The sequence below is a fragment of the Paenimyroides aestuarii genome (assembly GCF_024628805.1).
Taxonomy (GTDB): domain Bacteria; phylum Bacteroidota; class Bacteroidia; order Flavobacteriales; family Flavobacteriaceae; genus Flavobacterium; species Flavobacterium aestuarii_A.
Genome location: NZ_CP102382.1, coordinates 839,436 through 864,036 on the forward strand (window position 1 = coordinate 839,436; position 24,601 = coordinate 864,036).

The window sequence follows — 24,601 nt, forward strand, 5'->3', positions numbered from 1 at the left end:
ACAAGGCTGTTTCATCAAAATACCATATATGCGCTATATGAAAAAAGCCAGTTTCAGCAGCGTAAAAATGCTTAACTGTTGTTTACTTTTTGAAGCATTGCATCGATTGTTTTTTTATTATTTCCTACAAATATTTGCTGTTCATAAATAATCACCGGCCGTGCCAAAAAGGTATAATGCTCTAGAAGGTATCGTTTAAAATCGGTTTCGGTAAGGTTTTTATCTTTTAACCCCATCTCTTTGTAAAGTTTTGCGCGCTTGCTAAACAAAGTTTCGTAATTGCCTGTAAGTTTATACATTTCTTCGAGTTGCTTCTCTGTTACAAATTCTTCTTTAATATCTTGTAATTGAAATGCTTGTATGTTATCAATTTGTTGTAAGATACGCTTACAGGTATCGCAGGTTTTTAGGTAATAGATTTTTTTCATCCTTAAAATCATTTTATTAAAAAAAGCAAGTTCGTAATTTACCAACTTGCTTTAGAATATTTTTATGAAATTTGATTAATTTTCTTTTTTGATCAAATACAATCGATCAGATAAACGAATGCGGAACGGAACCACAAAGGTTATTTTATCACCTGCTTGTGCAACTTTGGCTTCTGTACCATTCACTTTAAAAGCAGTTAAAACCATTCGCTCTTCTCCGGTTGATGGCCCCACAATTAACACCTCATCTCCTACTTTTACTTCATTGTTTGTGATGGTAAATTGTGCTACCGAAGCCTTTGTAAAGAAATGTTCGCCTTGACCTACTAAAATTTTTCGCTCGTGTTTCTTTTTGCGAATTTCGGTTACGGTTGCTACTTTTACAGGAACTACTTCTTCAAAAACATTGCGTTCTTTCTTAAATTTTAAGGCAGGCGATTTTCCTTTTTTAAAGATTAAATTACCTTTTTGCTGTCCTTTTCGCAGGCGTTTTTGTTCTTCTACGGGTAATTGTATGATATCTAAACATGCATCGGAACAACATCCGTGCATTTTGCTGTGGCACTCATCGCACTGAATAAACAGCAAATGACATGCTTCATTGGCACAATTCACATGGGTGTCGCAAGGTTTACCGCATTGATGGCAATTCGCAATGATATCGTTCGTAATACGTTCGCCCAAACGGTGATCAAACACAAAGTTTTTCCCAATAAATTTACTTTCTAAACCTTCGGCTTTTACTTGGCGTGTGTATTCTATGATACCGCCTTCTAATTGATACACGTTTTCAAAACCCTGATGTTTAAAGTATGCACTGGCTTTTTCACAACGGATGCCGCCGGTACAATACATTAATAATTTTTTATTTTGTTTATGATTTTGTAACTGTTCGTTTATAATAGGCAATGATTCGCGAAAAGTATCCACATCAGGCGTTATAGCTCCTGTAAAATGACCCACTTCGCTTTCGTAATGGTTACGGAAATCTACCAAAACCACATCGGGATCGTTCAACATTTCGTTGAATTCTTTGGCATTTAGATGCACTCCTTTATTGGTAACATCAAAAGTAGCATCGTCCAATCCATCGGCAACAATCTTATTGCGCACTTTTACCGTTAGTTTTAAAAACGATAAATCGTCTTGTTCCACCGCCACATTCAACCGAATTCCTTTCATAAAATCATACGCTTCCAAAGTTTCTCTGAACGCTTCCAAATTTTCAGCAGGAATACTCATCTGCGCATTAATCCCTTCATGTGCCACATATGTTCTGCCCAAAGCATCTAATTTTGACCAAGCCAAAAACAGTTCATTTCTAAATTGTTGGGGATCTGCGATTTTTGCGTATTGATAAAAAGAAAGTGTGATACGGTTTTGTCCCGCTTCTTCGATTAATTGTGCGCGTTGTTCAGCGCTTAAGGTGTTGTACAGTTGCATGCTATAAACAATTAAGTGATCAAATAGAATAAAAAAACCAGACTCTAAATGGAAGAATCTGGCTGCAAAGTTATGATTTTAATTTTTAAAGTTCAAATGACGAAAATCATAGAATTTTTAATTTTTTAGTATTGATAAACAACATTCCCGTTCCAACCTTCTATATTTATTTGAATGGTATTTTGGTTATTCATTTGAAAAGGGGTTAAGTCAAAAGAATGTGTTTTTTGAAAAACTGCTTGGCATGCTTCGTTATTAATTAATTTTACTTTAGCATGAAACATCGGTGGATAAATATTGGTTAAACTTGCTGCGCCAATCAAATCCATTTGCCAATTGTCAGGGTTGCATCCACTCGATGATACAGTAACCTCTAAACAATCGCCGTTTAAAACCACATTGGTAATGCTGTAATTCGTGGTTGTAACATTTGTGAATTGTGTAGGGTCTAAGATTGCATTTTTATCGCAATTTGATGTAATTGGTGTTGTAACCGCATCATCTAAATACCGGCAAGAAACTAATGAACATGCTGTGAAAAGCACTACGACCAATTGATACAAAAAAGTATATTTTTTCATAATTCACTTATTTACAATGTTATAAGTGTAAATATAATGAATTATTTCATACTATCTTTCACAATTTTCAAACTATCTTCTTTAGGCTTGTTGTTTAATTTTGCTTCGTTATAGGCTTCGCGAATGGTTTGCTGATTAAAAATTTCAGCCAAATAAGGTTCAATAATGGCTTCTAACTCACTTTTCGAAAGGGTTGTTATCGACGGATTTTCCACTAATTGGTGCCAAATACCTTTCACGCCAAACTTGTAATCGCCATAAACAATTACTGGTGTTCCTTTTACCTTTACTGTGTTTCGGTCTTCTGTTAACACCCATTGGTCTGCCCAATTGTACAACCACTGGGCATCGGCATCTAACAATCGCAAACACGAATGCGAAGCGGGATATCCTGGCAAAGCATATTGATGCCAGCCCACACCGCCGTGGTTGCTGATGTTGAAGTTCCAATTTAAAATCCATTCATCATCAACAGTACTGCGAACTTTGCGTCCTTTCCAGTTGGTAAAAAACAATCCTCTAGGTGTTTGCGATGCTTTCTTACCCATGTTGGTTGGTCCCCATTTCACCAAATTTCCATTTTCATACACACCATAGGCTTGAATGGGGTACGAAAAAATGATTATTTTAGGAACTTCAGTTATATTGGTCAATTTGCGTGGAAAAGGGCTGTAATCTATAAACGCTGTTTTAAACTCGTTGGGCACAATAAGTGTGTCGCGGGTCTTGATATGATCCGTATCGATACGATTCAGCGCAGCAATGGTGTATTGCTGTTCTTTCGTAAAAGTATTGTAAAAAAGTTTACGCAGTGAATCGCTTGGTTTTATGGGCCAATAACTATACGCATCGCCCTTAAAAACACTGAATTTATTTGATTTTTTACTTTCCTCTATTGCTGCTTTTTTTACGGCTGCAATGGAATCTTTTTTAGCCATTTCAATGGAATCATTCCTTTTTATGGCTATAGAATCAATTTGATTTTCCATAGAACGATCAACCGCGGTGGTGTCTTCTTCAAACTCTACCGTATCGGTTTCAACTTCTTTTTTACAACTTGCCAAAAACAATGTTAGCGACAATACAACAATGATTTTTTTCATTCCAAATTTTTTACGAAAATAATAAAAAAACCGTTTGTTAAAATAATTGGTTAATGAATTCGGAATAAATTATTTAGCATTCGTTACAGCAGCCCTATTTTTCTGTTCTTTTAGGATATTGGTTTGATGTTTTTTCACAATTTCGTTCAACGTTTCGGCAGAAATATCATTGGCATGACTGTTTTTTGCTAAATCTAACCAAGGTTTTCTTCCTTCAAAATCATAGCTTCCATAAATAATTACAGGTGTACCTTTTGCTTTTACAGTTTCTTTATCAGCCAAAATCCATTCGTCTGCCCAATCATACATCCATTTCGCATCGGCTTCTAACAAACGCAAACAAGAGTGCGATGCCGGATAACCAGGCATGGAATATTGATGCCAGCCAATTCCTTCTTCGTTTTCAATATTAAAGTTCCAGCGCAAAACCCATTCGTCATCAAACGTGCTGATCACTTCTTCACCTTTCCAATTACAGAAATACAAACCTGTGGGAGTTGCATGCTCTTTAGAACCCATACTTGATGGCCCCCATTTTACCAATTCGCCATTTTCGTACAAACCGTACGCTTGAATGGGATAGGAAAATATGGCTAATTTAGATATTTCTTTCGCACTATTTAATGTATAAGGAAAAGGAGCATATGCCAAAAAATCATCATCAAACTGATCGGGAATCAACAAGGTGTCAACCGAAGTAAAAGTGCTTTTATCAACTCGGTTCAGCGCCACAATAGTTGCAAGCTGTTCGGAAGTGAATTTTTCTTTGAAAACTTTGCGAACCGAATCGCTGCTTTTCAGCACCCAATTCGTATAAGTGTATGATTGTGCTTTTTCATACTTTCGTTCTAATTTTTTTTCAGACGACATTTTTTGTCGTGAATCAGTTGTATCTTTGCAACTGTAAAACGCGATGGAACACAATCCCATCATTAAAATTAAATTTCTCATAGCAATATGTTGTTTTGATAAATTAAGGTACGAAAGGTTTTTGGTTCATCAAAATATTTATTGCGTTTTAAAAAAGATTTTATATTTAATTATTCAATAAAAAAAGGTATTTTTACCTTAGAAAAGAAATAAATTATGAGTGCAGATAAAGAAGCAAAATTAAAGGCTTTACAATTAACATTAGATAAATTAGACAAAACATACGGCAAGGGTACCGTAATGAAATTGGGCGATAGTGCAGTGGAAGAGGTAGATGCTATTCCATCGGGTTCGTTAGGGTTGGATTTAGCTCTGGGAGTAATGGGGTATCCGCGTGGAAGAATCATTGAAATCTACGGGCCTGAATCGTCTGGTAAAACCACTTTAACATTACATGCCATTGCAGAAGCACAAAAAGCTGGTGGAATTGCCGCTTTTATTGATGCTGAACATGCTTTTGATCGTTTTTATGCGCAGAAATTGGGGGTAGATATTGATAATTTGATTATTTCTCAACCCGACAATGGGGAACAAGCGTTGGAAATTGCCGAAAACCTAATTCGTTCAGGAGCAATTGATTTAGTAGTCATTGACTCGGTTGCTGCATTGACACCAAAAAGCGAAATTGAAGGCGAGATGGGCGATTCTAAAATGGGACTACACGCACGTTTAATGTCGCAAGCCTTACGAAAGTTAACCGCTACTATTTCCAAAACAAATTGTACGGTGTTTTTTATTAACCAATTGCGCGAAAAAATTGGGGTGATGTTTGGAAACCCAGAAACCACCACAGGAGGTAACGCATTGAAGTTCTACGCATCGGTTCGTTTAGATATTCGCAAATCAACCCAAATTAAAGACGGCGACAACGTAATGGGGAACCGTACTAAGGTTAAAATCATCAAAAACAAAGTGGCACCACCGTTCCGCACCGCTGAATTTGACATCATGTATGGCGAAGGAATATCAAAAACAGGTGAAATTTTAGATTTAGCTGTTGATTTTGAAATCGTTAAAAAGTCAGGATCATGGTTTAGCTATGGCGATACCAAATTAGGTCAGGGTCGCGATGCGGTGAAAGGTCTCATTAAAGATAATCCGGAACTTCAGGAAGAATTAGAAGACCGCATTAAACAACATATTAAAGAACAGCAAAATGCTTAACAAAAATCTCCCTTTCCAATACGGAAAGGGAATTTTTTATCAAATCCTTTTCCAATCCAGAAAAAATCATCAATTTTGAACAAACAATGGGGTGCCGATTACGATTGGCTGAGATGATACCCATGAACTTTGTTCTGCACCTGATCCGGATAATGCCGGCGTAGGGATTGTAACTTTATCATCTCATCATTTAATTTATTTATATGATGCAGGAAATTTTATCAAAAACCTCTTGGCTAGAATGGCTAGGCGTTTTTTTTGCAGTAGTGCAAGTGTTGTTAGCACAACGGAACAACATTCACAATTATCTTTTTGGAATTGCCGGTATTATTTTGGCGATGTTTGTTAAGTTCAACGCCAAGCTTTATGCTGAGTTTACGCTGGATTTTTACTATCTGGTAATGAGCGTTTACGGTTGGCTGTTCTGGAAATTTGGCAAAAAACAAACTGAAACACCCATTTCGTTTACCACAACCACAGAGAAATACAAAGCAATAGGCATCGTAGTTGCTGCTTTTTTAATTTTCTATATTTTTTTAACCAATTACACCAACAGCGATGTGCCGCTTTGGGATTCTTTGGTTACCGCTTTTGCTTGGGCGGGAATGTGGCTTATGGCGAAACGCAAAATAGAAAATTGGGTGCTGCTAAATATGAGCAACTTTCTTGCCGTGCCGCTTTTCATCCACAAAGAACTGTATTTGTATGCCACATTAACCGCTTTTTTGTTTGTGGTTGCCATTTTTGGATACATGAATTGGTACAAAATTTTAAAGCAGCAAAACAATGGATAGTTTCAAAATTCAACAAAAACTATTGGAAGCCAAAGAAATTCCTGCTGATGTGATGGAGCACATTTATAATGAACGTTGGCTGCAAATTTGGGTTCCAAAGAGGTATGGCGGTTTAGGTTTAAGCTTTATCAACGGATTAAAACTTTTAAAATCATTGGCTTTTATCGATGGAAGTCTGGGCTGGATGGTTACATTGTGTGCAGGTGCCAATTATTTTTCGCGCAACCTGAAACCGGATATTGCGAAAGAACTTTTTAAAGATAATTTTACATGCTTTGGCGGAAGCGGAGCTATTGGCGGAACTGCCGAAAAACTGAACGATTTTTATTTGATTAATGGCAGATGGACATTTGCTACCGGCGCACCACATTTGAGTCATTTTACGTTGAACGCAGTGGTTACAGAAAACGACCAACCTGTTTTAGACGAAAATGGTAAAGAATTGGTTCGATCTTTTATCATTCCGAAAGATCAAGCGGAAATCATTGCCGATTGGAATGCAATGGGAATGCAGGCTACCGGAACGTTTTCGTTTACGGTTGATAACGTTTTGGTTGATGTCCATCACAGTTTTATTTACAATGAATTTTATACCGATGCAGTTTTAGATCGCATTCCGTTTCGCATTTTTGCCGATTTAACCTTGTTGGTAAATTATTTGGGAATGGCTGCACATTTTTTAGATGAAGCTGAAAAAATAAGACCGCAGTTAGATTTAACAGCTTTTAGAAACGATCTTTCTTCAGAAGAAAACAAAACCTATTTATTTGCCAATAAAATGGAAACACTTTTAGAAAACCAGCAGAAAATAACAACCGAAGTTCAAACCGAAATTCATCAGTTTGGCGAAACATTAGTTGCCAATCTATCGCACAGAATTTTAGATTTGTATTTTCAGTTAGGCATCAAAGCATCGCACACCAACGAACCTATTCAGCAAATATTTTGCGATTATTTTACCGCTACACAGCATGCGAATTTTAGAAGAGTGTGTTCTTAATTATATTGCTACTGACTGGATTTGTATTACAAACGTAAAATAAAATTTATTATTATTTTTATAATAGTATTGCTTTTTAACAAAAAAATATTATTTTTATAAATATTAATTATTTAAACATTTTCAAAATGAAAAGATGAATTTATTTATTATTAAGTTCGGTAGGACTTTTAATGTTTTTATCAATTTTTGCAGTTTCTTGTGAGAAAGACGAAGTTACAACTGAAGATTCTGTTGTTAATGAGACCAATCTACAATCTAAATCTTTTGCAGAGATAGATTATGATATTGCTTTTAACAATGTAATTGGATTTACTGATGCAGATACTAATGAATTTCATCAGCTGACACCTCATCAATTAGTTAATTACTGGCGCACTGCTCTTGACATTGAAGCTGCAATGGAATTTACAGATTTTACAATTGAAGAAACAGATTCTCGTGCGTTCTTTCTACGAACAATTAGTACAAATGGGGAACAAAATATTAAAATCAATTTAACTTACAAAGGTGGTGGAATATTTGAAATTGGAGGAAAAACTTGCTCATGTAAAAGTAAAGCTTGTGCTTCATCACCAGGTTGTCAATCTATGGCTAATGATGATGGTTCAAACTGTTATTGTTCTAGTTGTTCACTTCCTTTCGGTGCTACTAGAGATTGTGAAAAAAACTCTTCAACAACTTCTGAATACACCTTTAATCAATTTTTATAATTAATTGCATGAAAAAATTATTTGTCATCATATTCGTACTTGTTTTTTTTAATTCATTTTCTCAACAATCATTTTCCCAACAATATGAAGAAAAATTACTTTATATTGATAAATTAGAAATTGGAAAAATTGAAAATGAAACTCAAAAAATAGTCGTTAATGAAAAAGATTTTATTGAAACAATGAATTATCATTTTTCAGACAAAAAAAAATATTTTAATTATATGACTATTCAAAAGGAATATTACGAAGGAGCAAACTATTATTATATTAGTATGAAATCTAATATGAACAAAGATTTAGTAATTGCTCTTAAAAAAATTGATGATAAACTTTTTATTGATAATAAATATGGAATTAGAATTTTTATCTGTGAAGGGGATAAAAATTGTTTTGCAAGATTCTTTGGAATTGATAAAGAAACTAATTCGATGCTGTTTAGTTGCCGTGAAACAATACTTTGTGTTGATGAAGAAACAGTGAAAAGTAATCCCTGTGAGGCTACTAAATCTTTAATAACATACTAAAAAAAGGGGCAACTTAAATGTTAACCCGCTACGCGCAGTCCCCACTACGCGAAGTCTCCTGACTTTGTGTCTACATAGAAAACTTTACACAGTTTATCTCTTCTTGTTCGTCCTGAATCAAGTTCTATATGAAAAACAGTGTTACTTATAATAAATCCTTAACAAAATAGGTTTTTTGCTGTTATCAATAATATTTTCAAGAATTTTAAAGGTTTCTTGGCTTACCATTGGGCAGCCTTCGCTATTTATAATAGGTACTAAATGTTCTTCGTGCGGCATAAACGTATAGGTATGTAGTACCACGTAACGTGCAAATGCTTGGTCATTAGTTGGATCTAAACCATGCAGTTTGTACGATTTTCCAAATCGGCCCACATAACTTGCTCCAACTTTATAATTTCCTAACGATGTCATATTACTGCCTTCCACATTGCTAAATTGCAGTTCGCCGTAGGTTCCGGTATTCGATCCTTTTCCATGCGCCACCAAACCTTTGTGCAAAACACGGTTGTTCTTTACATCGTACACAAAAAAACGGTTGTAGCGGCTTTTAATAGCCATATCTGCCAATAAAACAATATCTTGATTAAACTCAGGGTTATGGCTTAAAAACGTTTTAGAAATTTGAATGTTTTCAGCAAATCGGTCTTTAGAATCTTGCGATATTTCATGTTGCGGACGAACGAATTTAAGTATCAACAAAGCAGCTGCAACCAATAAAAAAATTGCTATTAAGCTACGAATGATTATTTTTTTCATGTTTTAATAAAGGTTTTAAAATCAATTCGCGTACTTGATCTTTTAATTCGGGTTTATCGCGCTGGGTTAATCCTTTCGTGGCAACAAACGGATGCTGGTAAACCAACACATTTCCGGGATGTCCGGCAAAAAACCGAAAAGGAAACATCTTTTTTAATCCGATGAAGGTCATGGGAACTACCGGAATTTCAAAATCGATTGCCAAACGAAAAGCGCCGTCTTTAAAATCATCTAAAACAACTGATTCGTCGTTTGGAACACCACCTTCGGGAAAAATACAAACGCTTAAACCGCTTGCCAACTTTTGCGCCGCCATAATCATGGTTCTCTGTCGGCTCACAGCACTTGATCTGTCAACCAAAATACAGGCTTTTTTATAGAAATATCCAAAAATGGGCAATTTTGCCAATTCTTTCTTCCCCACGAACACAAACGGATTTTTTACCAAAATCAACATCAGCATAATATCCATCATCGACGTGTGGTTTGCCGTAAGCATATAACTTTTATTGGGATCGAATGGCTGTTTGGTAACGATTGATTTTCTAAAACCTGTTCCGTAAAAGACTGCAAACGCCCAAATTCGAGCCAAAAAGAAAAAGAATCGATAGAATTTATCGGTTGATAACGAAACAATTAAAAAGGGCGAAAGCACCACGATTACGATCAGTATGATGAGGTAAAACCAAAGTTTCCAGAAAAACCAAACTGCTTTTTTTAAAAAATCCATGTGTTTTTTGTTAGACAATGCAAATTAATAAATAAATAATTTTAACAACTAACGTTATAAACTTTTAAATTTGTAAAAATTTAATTTTAAATAATGGCAAAAGTATTAACAGGAGTTCAAAGTACCGGAACCCCACACCTTGGAAATCTTTTAGGAGCCATTTTGCCAGCTATTGAAATGGCAAATAGTCCTGAAAATGAAACGTTTTTATTTATCGCCGATTTGCATTCGGCTACACAGATTAAAGACGCAAAAACATTGAAAGAAAACACCTATAGTGTGGCTGCAACTTGGCTTGCGTGTGGATTAAACACCAATCGTGTTACCTTCTACAAGCAATCAAGCGTGCCACAAACTTGTGAGCTTACTTGGTACTTAAGCTGTTTTTTTCCGTTTCAGCGTTTAACGTTGGCGCATTCTTTTAAAGATAAATCGAGTTATTTGGAAAATGTAAACGCCGGATTGTTTACTTACCCAATGCTTATGGCTGCTGATATTTTATTGTATGATGCCGAATTTGTACCGGTTGGTAAAGACCAATTACAGCATTTGGAAATAACGCGTGATGTGGCATCGCGATTTAACAACCAAATGGGTGAAACATTTGTGTTGCCCACTGCAAAAATTTCCGAAGAAATCATGACTGTTCCTGGAACAGATGGCGAAAAAATGAGTAAATCTCGCAACAATTTCATCAATATTTTTGAAGACGATAAAAAATTGCGCAAACAAATTATGGCAATTGTTACCGATGCTACTCCGTTAGAAGAACCTAAAAATCCAGATACGTGCAACGTGTTTGCTATTTACAAATTATTGGCAACACCTGAACAAACTGAACAAATGCGTGCCAATTATTTAGGTGGAAACTACGGTTACGGACACGCAAAACAAGCTTTGTTTGAATTGATTTGCGAAAAATTTAAAGACATACGCGAAAAATATACCTATTACATGAACAACTTGGAAGAGGTTGATCGTTTCTTGACAGAAGGCGCTGCAAAAGCCGCTGTTGTTGCTAACGGAACATTGAACCGAGTTCGTGAGAAGTTGGGGTATTCTTTTTAAGATTTTTATTATAGCTTATAAACCTCTGCCAAAGTTTAAAACATTGGCAGAGTTGTTTATTATTCTTTCACTTTAAACATTTTCCCTGGCAAACCCACAACAATTCCGTTTAGTTCCAGCATCATTAATTCAGCATTTAAAACCGGCATTGACAATTGGGTTTGCAACGCCAATTCATCAATATGTAAGGCTTCGTTTTGCAAAATTTTTAGAATAGTTTGCTGCAAATCGGTAAAATCATTTAAGTTGATTTGTTTTTTAACTTCCGCTTGTTTCTTGGGTTCATCTGTTGTATTCCAATTTAAATCGGTAATTAAGTGGTCAAAATTATAAAGAATTTGTGCTCGGTTTTCATGAATCAATCGCAAACATCCTTTGCTAAACGCATCGGTTATTTTTCCGGGAATTGCATACACTTCGCGCGCATAATCATTGGCAAAATAGGCCGTTGAAAGCGACCCGCCTGTTTCTGCACTTTCAACCACCACGGTTGCATTACACAAACCGGCAATGATCCTATTTCTTCGAGTGAATAATTCGGGAACCAATGTGTTAAAACCTGCATATTCAGAAATGATTAATCCGTTTGTAAATAAATCATCATAATATTTTTTGTGCACACTTGGATACAATTTTTTAAAACTTGTACCCATAATTCCTACCATATTCAGGTTTAACTTTCGGGCTTCATGGTATGCCGCAATATCAACACCATAAGCCATTCCACTTACAATTGTGGGTTTGTAAGGCTCCAAATGCTCCATCAACTTTGTGGTAATTTCTTTTCCGTAGGCTGATATTTTACGAGTGCCTACAACAGCCAAACAACGATTATGCAACAATGACAAATCACCTTTATAAAACAGCAGAATAGGTGCATCGGAACATTCTTTTAACAATGCAGGATACGCATCATCTAAAATCCCGACACATTCAATACCTTTTTTTTCGATAAAACGCAGTTCTTCTTCCACTATTTCCTGTTTATTGAATGCTTTCACCGCCTTTTCGATAGTGTTGGAAAGTTTTCCATCGGCAAAAAAATGATGCTGTTCTTCATTAAAAACAGCTTCTGCATTTTTAAAGGCATCAAGTATTTTCCGCGCGTGCAGCACCCCAATCCCATCACACGCCAATAGTTTCAAATAAGCCGTTAACGTTTCCTTGTTCATTTACTTTTTGATTATCATTCTTTTATAAATATAAATCATTTTTTAATTTTGAAAAACACTTAAATCAAGGCAACTGAAAATGTTATCAACAACAGACAAAAATTGTTGATAACATTTGTGAATAATTTTCTTTAAACTGTATTTGATTTTTTACTTTTGCTTTATGATGATCGAAAAACATATTTCCGCATTATTATACCGCTACCAATGCGTAACGGTACCTGGTTTTGGTGCTTTTATTACCGAAGCAGTATCTGCAAGATACAATGAAACCACGCATGCATTTGTTCCACCCAAAAAAACCATTTTGTTTAACAGTTTGTTACAACAAAACGATGGATTATTGGCAAACCATATTGCTTTAGAAGAAAATATTTCGTTTAATCAGGCGGTAGCTTTGATTTATGAGCAAGTAAACAGCTGGAAAAATGCCTTGAATGAAAAACAAATTATTTACCTAAAAAATATTGGTGAGCTTTCTTTAAACAGCGAACAAAAATTGCAGTTTGAACCCGTTGGATCTACCAATTACCTTACATCCTCTTTTGGTTTATCTGCGGTTGTGGCGAATGCTTTAACGAAAGATGAACAAACCAATACAAAAGTTGTGGCTTTAAAAGCTACAGCAAATAAACCACGTTTACAGTGGATGCGCTATGCAGCAGCTGTGGCAGCTGTGATTGGTTTATACAGTTCTGTATCTACCTATCAGGAATACGAAGTGTATCAAGGCAAAAAATTGGCAGTAGAAAAAGAAGTGCAGTCGCAAATCGAACAAAAACTGCAACAAGCCACTTTTGTTATTGAAACACCGCAAATTATTAAAGAAAAAGTTGCCGAAGTTACTTCAAAAATAGAACAAAAACCTTTTCATATTGTTGCTGGCGCTTTCAAAACCGAAGCCAAAGCTCAAATTTTAACCAATGAGTTAAAAGCAAAAGGTTATGCCCATGCAAAATATTTATCCACGTCCAAACACAACATGCGACCGGTGGTTTACAACAGCTATGCAACGCAAGAAGAAGCACAGCAAGAATTGCGAGTAATACACGAAAAAGTAAATAAAGACGCTTGGATTTTTATTGAAAACTAAATACAGAAAAAAAGACCGCATTGGTCTTTTTTTTATTTTGATATGATTTAATTCTGCTACTTTTGTAAAAAATTACGAATATGCAACCCAAAACACCTAAAGATTCTATAACGATATTAACAGATATTGTGCTGCCGGGGGAAACCAACCCTTTGAACAACCTTTTTGGAGGCGAATTATTAGCCCGAATGGATCGCGCAGCCAGCATCACAGCCCGCAGACATTCGCGCCGCGTTTGCGTAACCGCATCAGTGAACAATGTGGCTTTTAACAAAAGTATTCCATTGGGAAGTGTGGTAACCGTAGAGGCAAAAGTATCGCGTACTTTTAGGACATCTATGGAAATTTTTCTTGATGTATGGATAGAAGACCGCGAATCGGGCAACCGCCAAAAAGCAAATGAAGCTATTTACACTTTTGTTGCTGTTGATGAAATGGGAACTCCGATTGAAATACCCGCAATTACCCCTGAAACCGATGAGGAAAAAAGCCGATTCGATGCTGCCCTTCGCCGCAAGCAATTAAGCTTGGTTTTAGCAGGCAAAATGCAACCCAGCGAAGCCACCGAATTAAAAGCTTTATTCAGCTAAAAAAATTAAAAAGCAAATAGAACAGATGTTTTATTTGCTTTTTTTAACTATTTTATTGGCTGCTGCCATTCAATTCCACTTATATCAATAAGTTTTAACCTACTTTTTTCAGGTATATCTATATCTTTAATATTTAATGAAATTCTTGCTTTTGCACCTAAAGGAACTACTAAACTATGTGCACCCGTCTTTATTTTGGCAACATAGTAATTATGTATATTTTCTGCGGGATAATTAGCAAGTTGTTCCATAGTCCACGATTTTAAAACTTTATTTTCTTTATCCAATATTTCAATACCAATTAAAAAAGACCCATAAACATCTGCACCTTCCACACGAAAAATATCGAAAGTTAGTAAAGATTGCTCGTGCTTAATGGCTGTAATTTCAATTTTAGGTTTCACCGATTTATTATGTAATTTGCCAAAAACGCCTCCATGAAAATATTGGTTTGTAAATAAAGTGATTCCAAAAATAAATAATGATCCCACTAAAACAACTGCTTTTAAATTCATTTTAGTAAAAGCACCCGAACCCAGCCATAAAAACCATTGCTTTTTTGTAAAACTTTTTTGGGTTCTGATAAAATAATTATCTAATGAAAAAACACCGCTACCCGTAAAAAACAATGTAAATCCGGTTGCAATTCCCAACACTCCGATTTGCCATTCGTCTAAACAGGTGGTACCCAGCCAGCCCGAACCCAATAAGATACCCATTGCTAGGCCAAAAACACCAATACTCATTAGTCTGGTAAACAATCCCAACATAATGAAAAGTCCTACTATCGCTTCTATCACTGTAAAAGCAACCATTGCGGTGTGCAATTGTTCCGGATTTGTTACCAAATATTCAATAAGAGGTTTAATACCTAAAGCGTTTGGTAAAAAGTGATTGAATTTTTCTCCAATATATCCCGCTTCATCAATTGTTAATTTATTTTCTAAAATTAAACGTCGCCAAAAAGCAGAAAAATAGGTCCAACCAACAACTAATCGTAAAGTAAGTGTAAACAAACCTGCGTTATTATCTAAATTATTATTTTTAAATGAGTTCATTTTTTTAAAGTATTATGGTTTTAAAACCTTGTTCTTGCAATCCGAAAATATAAATAAGTCCATTCGTGGTTATTGGCACTTCTTTGGGCAAAAGCGTACTATTAACTTGAAACTGCTTAACAGACAAACCACAAATTAAAAGGTGCAGTTGCTGCTCTTTTACCGCTTTTATAACCAATCTTTGCAATTCTTTATCTTCCGAAATTTCTTTTACTAGCGAGCCACAAATAACAATTTCAAAACTGATTTTGCTGCTTTTTGCTTTAAACTCCGCACCTGTTTCAACAGCTGCTTTTAAATGTTGCTTTTTCATTACCAGCAAAGCATACTTTCCCTTTTTCTTGATGGATTCTTCTGTTTGCTTTATGTTTTTAGAGGTTTGCGCATAAGCGATTTGTGTTGTAAAACTGATTAGTGATACAATTAAAAATATGTAAGATTTCATGTTTTTATAATTTAATTTGAGTAAATACTGTAATTTTAGGATTGTTCTGAATAAAGAAAAGAAGAGCACCAATCAATGCTATATTTTTCCACAAAGGGCCATAAAAGAACCCATTTCCCATTTGGATAGTTATTGTTATTGGGATAAGAATAATTAACAACATCAAAGAAAACCATCGGCTAGCCCAACCAAATAGCAAGACAATACCACCAATCAGCATTAATACTCCCGATAAAATAACTAATAGATGTAAGTGTCCAAAAAATAATGCAAAAGAGTTATATGAAGCATCAAGAATGCGCTGAATTACTACTTCAGGTTTTAATAGATGTGAAATGCCCGCTGAAACAAAAATACCGCTTAGGCACAAACGAAGAATTAGAACAGATAAACTACTCACTTGTAAGGATTTATTCATAATTTCTATATTTAATTAAACGAAACGTGTCTTTAATAGACTGGCATATTCCGATTAATCATATTAGAAATCTCTCTAAAAGAAGGTATGAAGGAACTTTTTCCTTTTGTTGATTATATACCTCAAAAGCAATGACAGTTGTAGTGCAAAAACGGTGAATTGCACCTCCTGAATTAAGAGGTAATTTAGGTACTGTCCGGTTTAAAGTAGTTTTCGCTTCACTTTGTTCTTTTAAACTAACAAACGAAGCACATGCAATTCGAATATTTTCAGTTTTATGGTGCTGAGAATGCCCAATTTGCATAGAAATTTTAAAATCTTTCTTAACAGAACAAGGCACAACTATAAGCAGTGCCAACAGCAATAAAATTATTTTGCGATGTGTGTTATTAAAGATTTGCATTTCACAAATATATTGAAAACACGCAACTATTTAATGATTTTTAGTTTTATTTAGCTTTAAAAACGAAAAGAGTGTACTGAAAAGCACACTCTTTTGTTTTTGAATAATTTTATGATTATCTACCTCCTCGGGTCATTCCACCACCTGATGAACTTCTTCCGCCGCCGCCACTTCTACTCATTGAACCACTGCTTCTGCTCATTGATGGAGCCGACGAACGACTCATAGTTGGTGACGAGCTACGCATGGTTGGAGCCGAACTTCTGCTTGAGCTAGATTGGTTAAAAGTTCTGCTTGGTTGTGAAGAGATGCGTGAGGAACGTTCTATTCTTGAACGTGCTGGAGCTGCTTCCCTCCTAATGGATGAAGAATTAAGTCTTCCACTTTCAAAGTTGTTGTTCTGCACACGAACTCTTTCTGTACGACTCGAACTGCTTGTTGCTCTACCACGCGAAAATGCTTCGCTTGAAACTCTTTCTCTACCAGACTGCACAGCAGAACGGCTCGTATTTGTATTGCTGCGGTTAAAACTTTGCGATCTACCAATACCTTCGCTTCGGTTTGCGCTTCTTAAATTAGATCCATTACTCAATGAATTTACTCTTGAAGTTCTGGTTGATTCTAATGCTCTGCGATTGGTTATGTTTTCATTACGGCTTGCAAAAGATCTGTTCGGACTTTGACGCTCTAATGAATTCCCTCTCACACCACTAGCCATACGGTCTGCACGAACTAAACGGCGGTTATCGGTATAAGAATATCTGTTTCTTCGGTCGATATGTGAATATATGTGTCTGTGGTATCTAAACACCGGCATTGGTCTCCAATATGAAAAATAGGTTGGATAATATCCCCAATACCATGGTGAAAAATAAGGGCGATAAGTAGGCAACCAGAACATATCAAAAAATACAGGAGGCGAATAGAAAAACGGCTCATAAATATAATTTGGTCCATATAAATAGGAATTACCTACAATTTGCACTTGAACGGTTCTGTTTCGTTGACGTTCCATTTCAATCGTTGCTACATCCTGAAATTGGTCTTGTCCTAAAACTGCTTGAATTACAATCACACGCACATCGCTTTCTCCTACTTCCACCACACGCAAATAATCCACATAATTATCATTGTTTAAATCAAGGTTGGATATTTGTGCAGACGGATCATTCAATCTACGCTCAAAATCTTCTAAATCTCTAGATTCGCCAAAAATAGATGCTACTGCCTGCAAATCTAGATTATCAGAAATATCATAATTCTGAGCAACAACAGTTGCATTACCACTGTTGTATTGCGCATTACTAACACTTGCGGTTAGCATGGCTGTTGCTATTAATGCGAATCTAAATATTTTCATTTTTATTGTTTTTAGTTTTATTACACTTATAAAATAACAAGTACTGTGCCAAAATTCACTTAATAGAAAAAGACCTCAAAAAATGAGGTCTTTTAACATTATAATTGATAACATTTATTTTTTTATGATAAGGAATTCTGAACGGCGGTTCATTGCATCTTGCTCTGGTGTACAGTCGGCACCGCAATCAACTTTTGGTTGGCTTTCACCGTATCCACGAGCTTCTAAGCGGGCAGGATTTATTCCTTTAGAAATCACATATTGTCTGGTTGAACGAGCACGTTCGTCTGATAATTTTAAGTTGTATACATCGCTTCCTTTGTTATCGGTGTGCGATTCAATCTTAATCATCATTCCTGGATTTCTTTGTAAAACCTGAACCAACTTATTCAATTCAAAAGCCCCTTGTTGGGTAATATTCGATTTATCGAACTCAAAATAAATGTCTCCTAATAATATTTTCTCTGGAATAACAATCATTTCAATAGGTCGTAGTTCCACATCGATTGGATATTTACCATTACCCCATTTTTGAAGTTCCACGTCTTTGCTTTCATAACCTTCTGCCCCAACTTGCAAAGCAAAAACCTTGTTACAATCGGTATCGTATCGTACAATACCATACGCATCGGTATATTTAGTTTCGATGATGTTACTGTCATAATCTAAAATAGCTACTTCTGCATTTTTTAGAATAGCACCAGTTTTTTGGTCTTTCACAGTGATTACCATTTCAGTAACACACACTGGGCGTACTTTATAGATATCATCGCGTCCCACACGGTTGGTTGATAAGAAACCAATTCCTTTTTCAGGATAATACGACAAATGGAAATCGTCTTTTGCGGTATTAATTGGGTCACCAATGTTGCGTACTGATGCATTTGGATCTGTTAAATCATACATATACAAATCCAATCCACCGAAGCCTTTATGAGCATCTGAAGCAAAGATAAGCTTTCCGTCTTCAGAGATAAAAGGAAACGATTCACGACCTTCTGTATTTACAATTGCTCCCAAGTTTTCAGGAGTTCCGTAGGTTCCATCGTCGTTTAAAGCTACTCTCCAAATATCCATATCACCCACTGATCCGGGCATATCTGAAGCAAAGTAAAGGGTTTTTCCATCAGGCGTTACAGCCGGATTACTCACCATATAATTTGCAGAGTTGAAAGGTACAGGCTCTACATCTGTCCAACGTTTTCCGTTGTATTTTGCACGATATACACTAACTTTACCTTTTTTCAAACGGTTTTTTTTGTCTTTTTCATATTTTCCTCCACGGAAACTTTCCGTAGCAAAAAACATTGTTTGACCATCTGCGGTAATAGTAGTGGGTCCGTCGTGATGTTTTGTATTTAATTCATCAACCGGCTTAATGTCTTTAAACTTTTCTTCATCGGCGATGTAAGTGGCTGCATAAACATTCAGGTATGGTTGGTTGTTCCAGCCGTATTTCTTTTTAGATTCATCTCGTGCAGACGCAAAATATAAGATGTTATCTGCTGTTAAAATACCTCCAAAATCAGAAAACTGCGAGTGATTCATTCGGCTGTCTTCAAAAGTAAACAACGCTTCTTGGCTTCTTAAAGCGGGGATATAATCCGGGTCTTTAAGAAAATCGATAGCACGCGAATCTTCTGGTTTTAAATCGGCAAATTTCTTCATTATTTTGTTTGAAACATCATAACGTCCACTTGCCTTAAGCATTTGTGCATATCTGAAATAAATTTCAGGTTCTTGATTAGGGTTTAGTTCTACAGCTTTTGCGTACCACTTTGCAGATTCAACGGTATTGAACAAGTGGTAATAGCTTTCTGCTAATTGCAAAACTACATAACTATCGGTTTTTTCTCCGCGCACTAATTTTTTGTAATGTTCTACAGCATCTGTAAACTCGTAACGTTTAAACAACTCATCGGCGTGTTTTAAGCGTTCTTGAGGTGTACTGATGAAAGCCGTATTTTGAGCTTGTGCAGTGTATAAGGAACCTATTAATAGAAGTGATAAGTAAATTTTTCTCATGATTTATATTTGCATATTAGAAGAAACGTGGTGAACTAGATACTTTTTTCTTGTAGAAAATATCAAACAAAATGAAAACTTCGTGTGATCCGCTTGTTGAATAATTTAGCGCTGAAGTAACATAATCGTATGCATAACCTACTCTTAATTTTGGTGTAACTCTATAATTTACCATAGCTCCAAATGAATCTTGCAAACGGTAACTTACACCAAACTCTAATTTTTCATCGTATAAAGCGTTCACAGAAAGATCTGCCGAAACCGGAGATTCCACAGCCATTTTTAACATGGTTGATGGTTTTAGTTTCCATTCTCTGTTCAAATCAAATACATATCCACCTGTTAAGAACATGTGCGCCACATCGGTACCAAATTTTCTGTTATTTTTTTCAACAAAAGTATTTTGCAAAAAGTTAGGCATACTAAAACCAACATAGTACTTATTTGTAAAATAAAACAAACCTGCACCCACATTGAAATTAGTAGCGCTACTGTCTTCTGCAAAAACAATATCACTTTTTTCAGGTAATGTACTATTAATATCGCTAAACAAGCCAATGTTTTGCATAGTAACACCTCCTTTAACCCCCAAAGCCAAACTATGACCTTGTCCTAAACGGATGGTATAAGAAACATCAGCATACACATTATTTTCGCTTACGGGACCGATATTATCATTAATAAATGATAAACCAACACCTAAATTTTTTGCAACCGGTGTATGCACAAAAGCGGTTGCTGTTTTAGGAGCGTCGTTCATACCCAGCCATTGTGACCTGTATAACACCCCGGTTGACATATATTCATTTATACCTGCATACGCAGGGTTTAATATACTTTGATTGTACATATACTGCGTATAATGAGGATCTTGTTGGGCAAAACCTTTTAAGCTCCCCAGTAAAATACAAACTACTGCAACAATACTCTTATTTATTTTCATAAGGACAAATTTATATTTCAATATTACAAAGATAAGTTTTAATTTTTTGTAGCATAATAATTGCCAATTATTTCTTCCTAAACAGCCGTTGTTAAGAAATTACTAAAATAACAATATTAATTTAATATAATCAATATTTTTTTGAATATTTATAAAAAAACAATCTTCGCCCAATTTTAGGCATGTTTCTTACCTGCTATTTTAATAAATTTGCATTATATAGACTACAAAAAATAAAAAAATGTTAGAAAAAGAAGAGATTAATTATGAAAAAGCAGTATTGGTGGGCATTATTACCCAAAATCAATCTGAAGATAAATTGCAGGAATATCTGGATGAACTGGCATTCTTAACCCAAACTGCTGGTGGAGAAGTGGTGAAAAGGTTTACTCAAAAAATGGATAAGCCCAATCCTAAAACATTTGTAGGAACCGGAAAATTGGAAGAAATTGAGCTTTTTGCAAAGGAACACAAAATTGACACCGTTATTTTTGACGATGAATTAACTCCGGCACAGCAAAAAAACTTATCGCGGCAATTAGATTGTAAGGTTTTAGATCGTACCAATTTAATCTTAGATATTTTTGCCCAACGCGCACAAACTTCCTACGCAAGGACGCAAGTAGAATTGGCACAATTTCAATATTTGTTACCCCGATTAACTGGTATGTGGACCCACTTGGAACGCCAACGTGGAGGTATTGGAATGCGCGGACCGGGGGAAACCGAAATTGAAACCGACCGCCGAATTGTTCGTGACCGCATTGCTTTGCTGAAAGAAAAAATTCGTACTATTGACCGCCAAATGGCTGTGCAACGCAGCAATCGCGGCGCTATGGTTCGGGTGGCCTTGGTGGGATATACCAATGTAGGAAAATCTACATTGATGAACGCAATGGGAAAAAGTGAAGTGTTTGTTGAAAACAAATTGTTTGCAACTTTGGATACAACTGTTCGAAAAGTGGTTATAAAAAACCTTCCTTTTTTACTTTCAGATACGGTAGGGTTTATTAGAAAATTACCTACTCAGTTGGTAGAATCTTTTAAATCTACTTTAGATGAAGTACGCGAAGCAGATTTATTATTACATGTTGTGGACATTTCGCATCCTGAATTTGAAGACCATATTGAATCGGTACAACAAATTTTAAAAGATATCAAAAGCGATGACAAGCCCACAATTATGATTTTTAACAAAATTGATGCTTACAAACCTGCATATTTTGACGAAGAAGACTTGATAATAGCGCGCACCTCTAAGCACTACACTATTGATGAATGGAAAAAAACATGGATGAATAAAGTAGGTAAAGAACACACTGTATTTATTTCGGCTACTGAAAAAGAAAATTTTGAAGAATTACGCGAAAAGGTTTACGAAGCTGTTAGGCAAATTCATATTACCCGCTTTCCGTATAATAACTTTCTTTATCCGGAATACACCGAAAATGATGCTAATGAAGAGTAAGCAGTAATAAAAAAGTAATACAAAAGCCCGAAATTGACTATCGGGCTTTTATACTTGTAATTAAAATGGAACAAAGGTTATTTGTCCATTCTTTCTGTTAAAGTTTTCCAAATAAGTTTAGAATCATACTTTTTAAGAAGTTCATCTAATAATTCAGTAAATATCTTGCTGTCATCATTCATCTTGTTTTTAGCAGTCACAATGCCATTGTATGCCTCTTGAGCTTCCATTACAGATTTATAATGTGTCTTTGATAAGTTTTTCTCCAACCACTTAGACTGATTTTTTTGTTTTTTAAAGCTTTTTATTGCCTTTGGACTTATAAACATTTTATAAAAAGTAGACTCATCATCATCTAACTTTTTTAGCACTTGTGCATCAGTATTGTTTAGATATGTTAGATAGGCTGCTTCATATTTTAAAAACAATTGATCATTAGCAATTCCTGATTGCGCAAAACCATTTGCCGAAACAATTAAGAAGATAATACATATTATATTTTTCATGTTCATTAATATTAATTGTTATAATTATTTCACTTCATACATTAATTGAATCCAATCTTGATACTCACTATCTTTTGTTTTTACATACATAAAGTAAGTACCTGAAGGTAATATTTTACCGCTAGAATCTTGACCACTCCACTGTCTTTTATAGCCTTTTCCATGCTCGTATACAAGTTTTCCATAGCGGTTGTATATTTTCAACTCTTGTACATTATTATAGGTTAAATCTAAATAATCATTTGCACCATCTCCGTTTGGCGAAATTCCTTTAGGAAAACTACAGCTTTCTACAAACAAGATAAATGATTTAACATCTTCACATCCATATTCATTGGTTTTTTTAATAGAAACTCTGTAATACCCTACCACATCAATCACTTGCTTTTCCGAAGGTTGTGGTAATGTACTAACTACAAAGTTACCATCTTCATCAAGTCGTTCCAATTTATAGTAAAACTCATCATCTGTTAAAACAGGTAGTTCGTATCCAAAACAATTATTAACATCAACTGGTGTTTTAACTTCAACCGGCGCCTTTATTATTAAAGCTTTAGCAATTTCAAAACAGTTAGCAATTTCTGATTCTACTCTCACATATAATTCATTCTCACCCATTTGAATTGGGTATTCACGAGGATTTGTGATACGATTTGTTTTGTTTATAGCATCATCTTCTGTTGGATAATACAAGAAGGTAAGCTTATCTAACTCTGCCGGATCCACATTTGGCTGACCATCTTTTACCATTTGTGCTATTTCATTCAAGTTATAGGTGTTCTGATTTTTATCACATACAATTAAGCGATCCAATTCAATTTCATCCAGATCAATAGCAGGTCTAAATCGTACTTCGTATTTATCAAAATCTTCATCTTTATCCTCTCCATCACAGTCAAAAGGAATAATTTTAGCAGTAATGATTTTAGTTTTGTCTATCACCACATCAAAAGGGGCATTTTGGTTACTTTGCAACACACCATCTACCAACCATTCCATTCGATACCATTGCTCTCCAGCCGGTTTAAACCTCCATGACTGTTGAACAATATCATAAATAGCAAGATTTTTATTTGGTGCCGTATAAGCTTGTGTTCCATTTGCATTATTGATACCTAAAATGGCATTTCCGTCATTAGTTAACGGACATCCATTGTGTTGTGTAACTATTATATCAATAAAATTTGTTGTTTCATATAAAGCAATTTGGTGAGTTTGAGGAGGAATCAAAGCAGGTAAGCATGCATTAGGATCTAACTGAAATGCTAATTGTTCAAAATAAGTAATGACAACTACTCTACATGGCGCCTCTCCATAAACTGCATATCTTATTGCACCTTGCATTCCAGTCATCCAATGCGTATGCTTCCAAAACATGATGGTATTAGTCACACCATCTGCATTAGCAGGAAGTGTAAAAGAAGGAGTGTTTCCTCCCTGAGGATATTGTGTTTTGTGGTTTGTTCCGTTGGTAAATGATAAGTACCCATTAGAATGTACGGAAATTTTATTCCAAGTTTCATCAAAGTAGCAAAAATCAAAAGGCAAATCAATATCACTATCTGCTCTATAATCTACAAGATTTGTAAATGGAATATCCGTTCCTGTATATGGAAAAGGATTAAAAGGAATCTCTTCTACCTCATACAGATTTGTTCTTTTAAGTGGAGCATCAATAGTTGGGGTAATAGTAACTAACTGATCTTTACATACCACATATTGATCTTTGTTCTCTAAATAGTACGGATTATTTTCAGGTCGAATTGATACATCGAAACAAGTAGGTCCTGGATCACTGTTATCCTGCGCTGATACCCTTACTGTAGCAGAGGTTAAAAGCAATAAGAAAAGTATTTTTCTAAACATAATGGTTGAATTAA

26 protein-coding genes and 1 riboswitch are annotated in these 24,601 nt (G+C 35.3%); of the genes, 9 read left to right on the forward strand and 17 right to left on the reverse strand.

The genetic code is table 11. The features are described 5' to 3' along the window. Positions 1–71: 71 nt before the first annotated feature. The 5 genes from NPX36_RS04105 to NPX36_RS04125 all read right to left on the reverse strand — a co-directional run bounded on the left by NPX36_RS04105 (position 72) and on the right by NPX36_RS04125 (position 4,506). Positions 72–428 (reverse strand): arsenate reductase family protein, encoded by a 357-nt coding sequence (locus NPX36_RS04105; RefSeq protein WP_257500144.1) that lies wholly within the window; start codon positions 426–428, stop codon positions 72–74. A 75-nt stretch (positions 429–503) separates the two neighbouring features. Continuing rightward, complete coding sequence (gene trhO / locus NPX36_RS04110; RefSeq protein ID WP_257500145.1) at positions 504–1,871, reverse strand: oxygen-dependent tRNA uridine(34) hydroxylase TrhO; 1,368 nt, start codon at positions 1,869–1,871, stop codon at positions 504–506. A gap of 125 nt (positions 1,872–1,996) precedes the next feature. Continuing rightward, positions 1,997–2,452: a hypothetical protein gene (locus NPX36_RS04115; protein ID WP_257500146.1), complete on the reverse strand. Its 456-nt coding sequence runs from the start codon at positions 2,450–2,452 to the stop codon at positions 1,997–1,999. A gap of 41 nt (positions 2,453–2,493) precedes the next feature. After that, positions 2,494–3,555 (reverse strand): L,D-transpeptidase, encoded by a 1,062-nt coding sequence (locus tag NPX36_RS04120; RefSeq protein WP_257500147.1) that lies wholly within the window; start codon positions 3,553–3,555, stop codon positions 2,494–2,496. 69 nt (positions 3,556–3,624) lie between these two features. Further along, a complete protein-coding gene (locus NPX36_RS04125; RefSeq protein WP_257500148.1) occupies positions 3,625–4,506 on the reverse strand; it encodes a L,D-transpeptidase in 882 nt (293 codons plus the stop codon). 135 nt (positions 4,507–4,641) lie between these two features. On the opposite strand from NPX36_RS04125, the gene recA reads away from it, so the two are divergent. The 5 genes from recA to NPX36_RS04150 all read left to right on the forward strand — a co-directional run bounded on the left by recA (position 4,642) and on the right by NPX36_RS04150 (position 8,683). Further along, on the forward strand, positions 4,642–5,649 hold the full coding sequence (recA, locus tag NPX36_RS04130; protein WP_257500149.1) for a recombinase RecA: 1,008 nt from the start codon (positions 4,642–4,644) through the stop codon (positions 5,647–5,649). Between the two features lie 77 nt (positions 5,650–5,726). After that, a riboswitch (TPP riboswitch) is annotated at positions 5,727–5,833 on the forward strand. 19 nt (positions 5,834–5,852) lie between these two features. After that, a complete protein-coding gene (gene pnuC / locus NPX36_RS04135; protein WP_257500150.1) occupies positions 5,853–6,443 on the forward strand; it encodes a nicotinamide riboside transporter PnuC in 591 nt (196 codons plus the stop codon). Next, complete coding sequence (locus NPX36_RS04140) at positions 6,436–7,443, forward strand: acyl-CoA dehydrogenase family protein (protein WP_257500151.1); 1,008 nt, start codon at positions 6,436–6,438, stop codon at positions 7,441–7,443. Before pnuC ends, NPX36_RS04140 begins: the two co-directional genes overlap by 8 nt. A 173-nt stretch (positions 7,444–7,616) precedes the next feature. Further along, positions 7,617–8,156, forward strand: coding sequence for a hypothetical protein (locus NPX36_RS04145; protein WP_257500152.1), 540 nt, complete (start codon positions 7,617–7,619; stop codon positions 8,154–8,156). Between the two features lie 8 nt (positions 8,157–8,164). Beyond that, on the forward strand, positions 8,165–8,683 hold the full coding sequence (locus NPX36_RS04150; RefSeq protein ID WP_257500153.1) for a hypothetical protein: 519 nt from the start codon (positions 8,165–8,167) through the stop codon (positions 8,681–8,683). Positions 8,684–8,824: 141 nt separating this feature from the next. Here NPX36_RS04150 and NPX36_RS04155 read toward each other — a convergent pair whose 3' ends face one another. Then, the gene (locus tag NPX36_RS04155; protein WP_257500154.1) at positions 8,825–9,442 is read right to left on the reverse strand and encodes a murein L,D-transpeptidase catalytic domain family protein; all 618 of its coding nucleotides are present in this window, start codon (positions 9,440–9,442) and stop codon (positions 8,825–8,827) included. Further along, complete coding sequence (locus NPX36_RS04160) at positions 9,420–10,172, reverse strand: lysophospholipid acyltransferase family protein (protein WP_257500155.1); 753 nt, start codon at positions 10,170–10,172, stop codon at positions 9,420–9,422. Before NPX36_RS04160 ends, NPX36_RS04155 begins: the two co-directional genes overlap by 23 nt. A 93-nt stretch (positions 10,173–10,265) precedes the next feature. Here NPX36_RS04160 and trpS point away from each other — a divergent pair, with 93 nt between their 5' ends. Next, the gene (trpS, locus tag NPX36_RS04165; protein WP_257500156.1) at positions 10,266–11,240 is read left to right on the forward strand and encodes a tryptophan--tRNA ligase; all 975 of its coding nucleotides are present in this window, start codon (positions 10,266–10,268) and stop codon (positions 11,238–11,240) included. A gap of 59 nt (positions 11,241–11,299) precedes the next feature. On the opposite strand, the gene dprA is transcribed toward trpS, so the two are convergent. Continuing rightward, the gene (gene dprA / locus NPX36_RS04170; RefSeq protein WP_257500157.1) at positions 11,300–12,412 is read right to left on the reverse strand and encodes a DNA-processing protein DprA; all 1,113 of its coding nucleotides are present in this window, start codon (positions 12,410–12,412) and stop codon (positions 11,300–11,302) included. A gap of 163 nt (positions 12,413–12,575) precedes the next feature. Between dprA and NPX36_RS04175 the strand changes: the two genes are divergently transcribed. Further along, positions 12,576–13,505, forward strand: a complete 930-nt coding sequence (locus tag NPX36_RS04175) for an HU domain-containing protein (RefSeq protein ID WP_257500158.1) — start codon at positions 12,576–12,578, stop codon at positions 13,503–13,505. Positions 13,506–13,585: 80 nt separating this feature from the next. Next, positions 13,586–14,095, forward strand: coding sequence for an acyl-CoA thioesterase (locus tag NPX36_RS04180; protein ID WP_257500159.1), 510 nt, complete (start codon positions 13,586–13,588; stop codon positions 14,093–14,095). 47 nt (positions 14,096–14,142) lie between these two features. Here NPX36_RS04180 and NPX36_RS04185 read toward each other — a convergent pair whose 3' ends face one another. The 7 genes from NPX36_RS04185 to NPX36_RS04215 form a co-directional block, all read right to left on the reverse strand. Beyond that, positions 14,143–15,153 carry a TQO small subunit DoxD gene (locus NPX36_RS04185; RefSeq protein ID WP_257500160.1) on the reverse strand — a complete coding sequence of 337 codons (1,011 nt, stop codon included), beginning with the start codon at positions 15,151–15,153 and terminating at the stop codon, positions 14,143–14,145. Between the two features lie 4 nt (positions 15,154–15,157). Then, complete coding sequence (locus tag NPX36_RS04190; protein ID WP_257500161.1) at positions 15,158–15,598, reverse strand: hypothetical protein; 441 nt, start codon at positions 15,596–15,598, stop codon at positions 15,158–15,160. 4 nt (positions 15,599–15,602) lie between these two features. Further along, the gene (locus tag NPX36_RS04195; protein ID WP_257500162.1) at positions 15,603–16,016 is read right to left on the reverse strand and encodes a DoxX family protein; all 414 of its coding nucleotides are present in this window, start codon (positions 16,014–16,016) and stop codon (positions 15,603–15,605) included. 58 nt (positions 16,017–16,074) lie between these two features. Next, positions 16,075–16,419: a hypothetical protein gene (locus NPX36_RS04200; RefSeq protein WP_257500163.1), complete on the reverse strand. Its 345-nt coding sequence runs from the start codon at positions 16,417–16,419 to the stop codon at positions 16,075–16,077. 115 nt (positions 16,420–16,534) lie between these two features. After that, positions 16,535–17,779: a hypothetical protein gene (locus NPX36_RS04205; RefSeq protein WP_257500164.1), complete on the reverse strand. Its 1,245-nt coding sequence runs from the start codon at positions 17,777–17,779 to the stop codon at positions 16,535–16,537. 114 nt (positions 17,780–17,893) lie between these two features. Further along, entirely contained in the window at positions 17,894–19,804 is a 1,911-nt protein-coding gene (locus NPX36_RS04210) for an OmpA family protein (RefSeq protein WP_257500165.1), read from the reverse strand. A gap of 16 nt (positions 19,805–19,820) precedes the next feature. Then, positions 19,821–20,747, reverse strand: coding sequence for a PorP/SprF family type IX secretion system membrane protein (locus NPX36_RS04215; RefSeq protein WP_257500166.1), 927 nt, complete (start codon positions 20,745–20,747; stop codon positions 19,821–19,823). A 241-nt stretch (positions 20,748–20,988) separates the two neighbouring features. Between NPX36_RS04215 and hflX the strand changes: the two genes are divergently transcribed. Continuing rightward, positions 20,989–22,215: a GTPase HflX gene (hflX, locus tag NPX36_RS04220; RefSeq protein ID WP_257500167.1), complete on the forward strand. Its 1,227-nt coding sequence runs from the start codon at positions 20,989–20,991 to the stop codon at positions 22,213–22,215. A gap of 77 nt (positions 22,216–22,292) precedes the next feature. Here hflX and NPX36_RS04225 read toward each other — a convergent pair whose 3' ends face one another. Next, entirely contained in the window at positions 22,293–22,721 is a 429-nt protein-coding gene (locus NPX36_RS04225) for a hypothetical protein (RefSeq protein WP_257500168.1), read from the reverse strand. 24 nt (positions 22,722–22,745) lie between these two features. After that, the gene (locus tag NPX36_RS04230) at positions 22,746–24,563 is read right to left on the reverse strand and encodes a gliding motility-associated C-terminal domain-containing protein (protein ID WP_257500169.1); all 1,818 of its coding nucleotides are present in this window, start codon (positions 24,561–24,563) and stop codon (positions 22,746–22,748) included. Positions 24,564–24,601: the final 38 nt, after the last annotated feature.

Bases quoted from the DNA above. Each gene is read 5' to 3' on its own strand.
- NPX36_RS04105 (WP_257500144.1), bottom strand. From the start codon at position 428: ATGAAAAAAATCTATTACCTAAAAACCTGCGATACCTGTAAGCGTATC.
- trhO (WP_257500145.1), bottom strand. From the start codon at position 1,871: ATGCAACTGTACAACACCTTAAGCGCTGAACAACGCGCACAATTAATC.
- NPX36_RS04115 (WP_257500146.1), bottom strand. From the start codon at position 2,452: ATGAAAAAATATACTTTTTTGTATCAATTGGTCGTAGTGCTTTTCACA.
- NPX36_RS04120 (WP_257500147.1), bottom strand. From the start codon at position 3,555: ATGAAAAAAATCATTGTTGTATTGTCGCTAACATTGTTTTTGGCAAGT.
- NPX36_RS04125 (WP_257500148.1), bottom strand. From the start codon at position 4,506: ATGAGAAATTTAATTTTAATGATGGGATTGTGTTCCATCGCGTTTTAC.
- recA (WP_257500149.1), top strand. From the start codon at position 4,642: ATGAGTGCAGATAAAGAAGCAAAATTAAAGGCTTTACAATTAACATTA.
- pnuC (WP_257500150.1), top strand. From the start codon at position 5,853: ATGATGCAGGAAATTTTATCAAAAACCTCTTGGCTAGAATGGCTAGGC.
- NPX36_RS04140 (WP_257500151.1), top strand. From the start codon at position 6,436: ATGGATAGTTTCAAAATTCAACAAAAACTATTGGAAGCCAAAGAAATT.
- NPX36_RS04145 (WP_257500152.1), top strand. From the start codon at position 7,617: ATGTTTTTATCAATTTTTGCAGTTTCTTGTGAGAAAGACGAAGTTACA.
- NPX36_RS04150 (WP_257500153.1), top strand. From the start codon at position 8,165: ATGAAAAAATTATTTGTCATCATATTCGTACTTGTTTTTTTTAATTCA.
- NPX36_RS04155 (WP_257500154.1), bottom strand. From the start codon at position 9,442: ATGAAAAAAATAATCATTCGTAGCTTAATAGCAATTTTTTTATTGGTT.
- NPX36_RS04160 (WP_257500155.1), bottom strand. From the start codon at position 10,172: ATGGATTTTTTAAAAAAAGCAGTTTGGTTTTTCTGGAAACTTTGGTTT.
- trpS (WP_257500156.1), top strand. From the start codon at position 10,266: ATGGCAAAAGTATTAACAGGAGTTCAAAGTACCGGAACCCCACACCTT.
- dprA (WP_257500157.1), bottom strand. From the start codon at position 12,412: ATGAACAAGGAAACGTTAACGGCTTATTTGAAACTATTGGCGTGTGAT.
- NPX36_RS04175 (WP_257500158.1), top strand. From the start codon at position 12,576: ATGATGATCGAAAAACATATTTCCGCATTATTATACCGCTACCAATGC.
- NPX36_RS04180 (WP_257500159.1), top strand. From the start codon at position 13,586: ATGCAACCCAAAACACCTAAAGATTCTATAACGATATTAACAGATATT.
- NPX36_RS04185 (WP_257500160.1), bottom strand. From the start codon at position 15,153: ATGAACTCATTTAAAAATAATAATTTAGATAATAACGCAGGTTTGTTT.
- NPX36_RS04190 (WP_257500161.1), bottom strand. From the start codon at position 15,598: ATGAAATCTTACATATTTTTAATTGTATCACTAATCAGTTTTACAACA.
- NPX36_RS04195 (WP_257500162.1), bottom strand. From the start codon at position 16,016: ATGAATAAATCCTTACAAGTGAGTAGTTTATCTGTTCTAATTCTTCGT.
- NPX36_RS04200 (WP_257500163.1), bottom strand. From the start codon at position 16,419: ATGCAAATCTTTAATAACACACATCGCAAAATAATTTTATTGCTGTTG.
- NPX36_RS04205 (WP_257500164.1), bottom strand. From the start codon at position 17,779: ATGAAAATATTTAGATTCGCATTAATAGCAACAGCCATGCTAACCGCA.
- NPX36_RS04210 (WP_257500165.1), bottom strand. From the start codon at position 19,804: ATGAGAAAAATTTACTTATCACTTCTATTAATAGGTTCCTTATACACT.
- NPX36_RS04215 (WP_257500166.1), bottom strand. From the start codon at position 20,747: ATGAAAATAAATAAGAGTATTGTTGCAGTAGTTTGTATTTTACTGGGG.
- hflX (WP_257500167.1), top strand. From the start codon at position 20,989: ATGTTAGAAAAAGAAGAGATTAATTATGAAAAAGCAGTATTGGTGGGC.
- NPX36_RS04225 (WP_257500168.1), bottom strand. From the start codon at position 22,721: ATGAAAAATATAATATGTATTATCTTCTTAATTGTTTCGGCAAATGGT.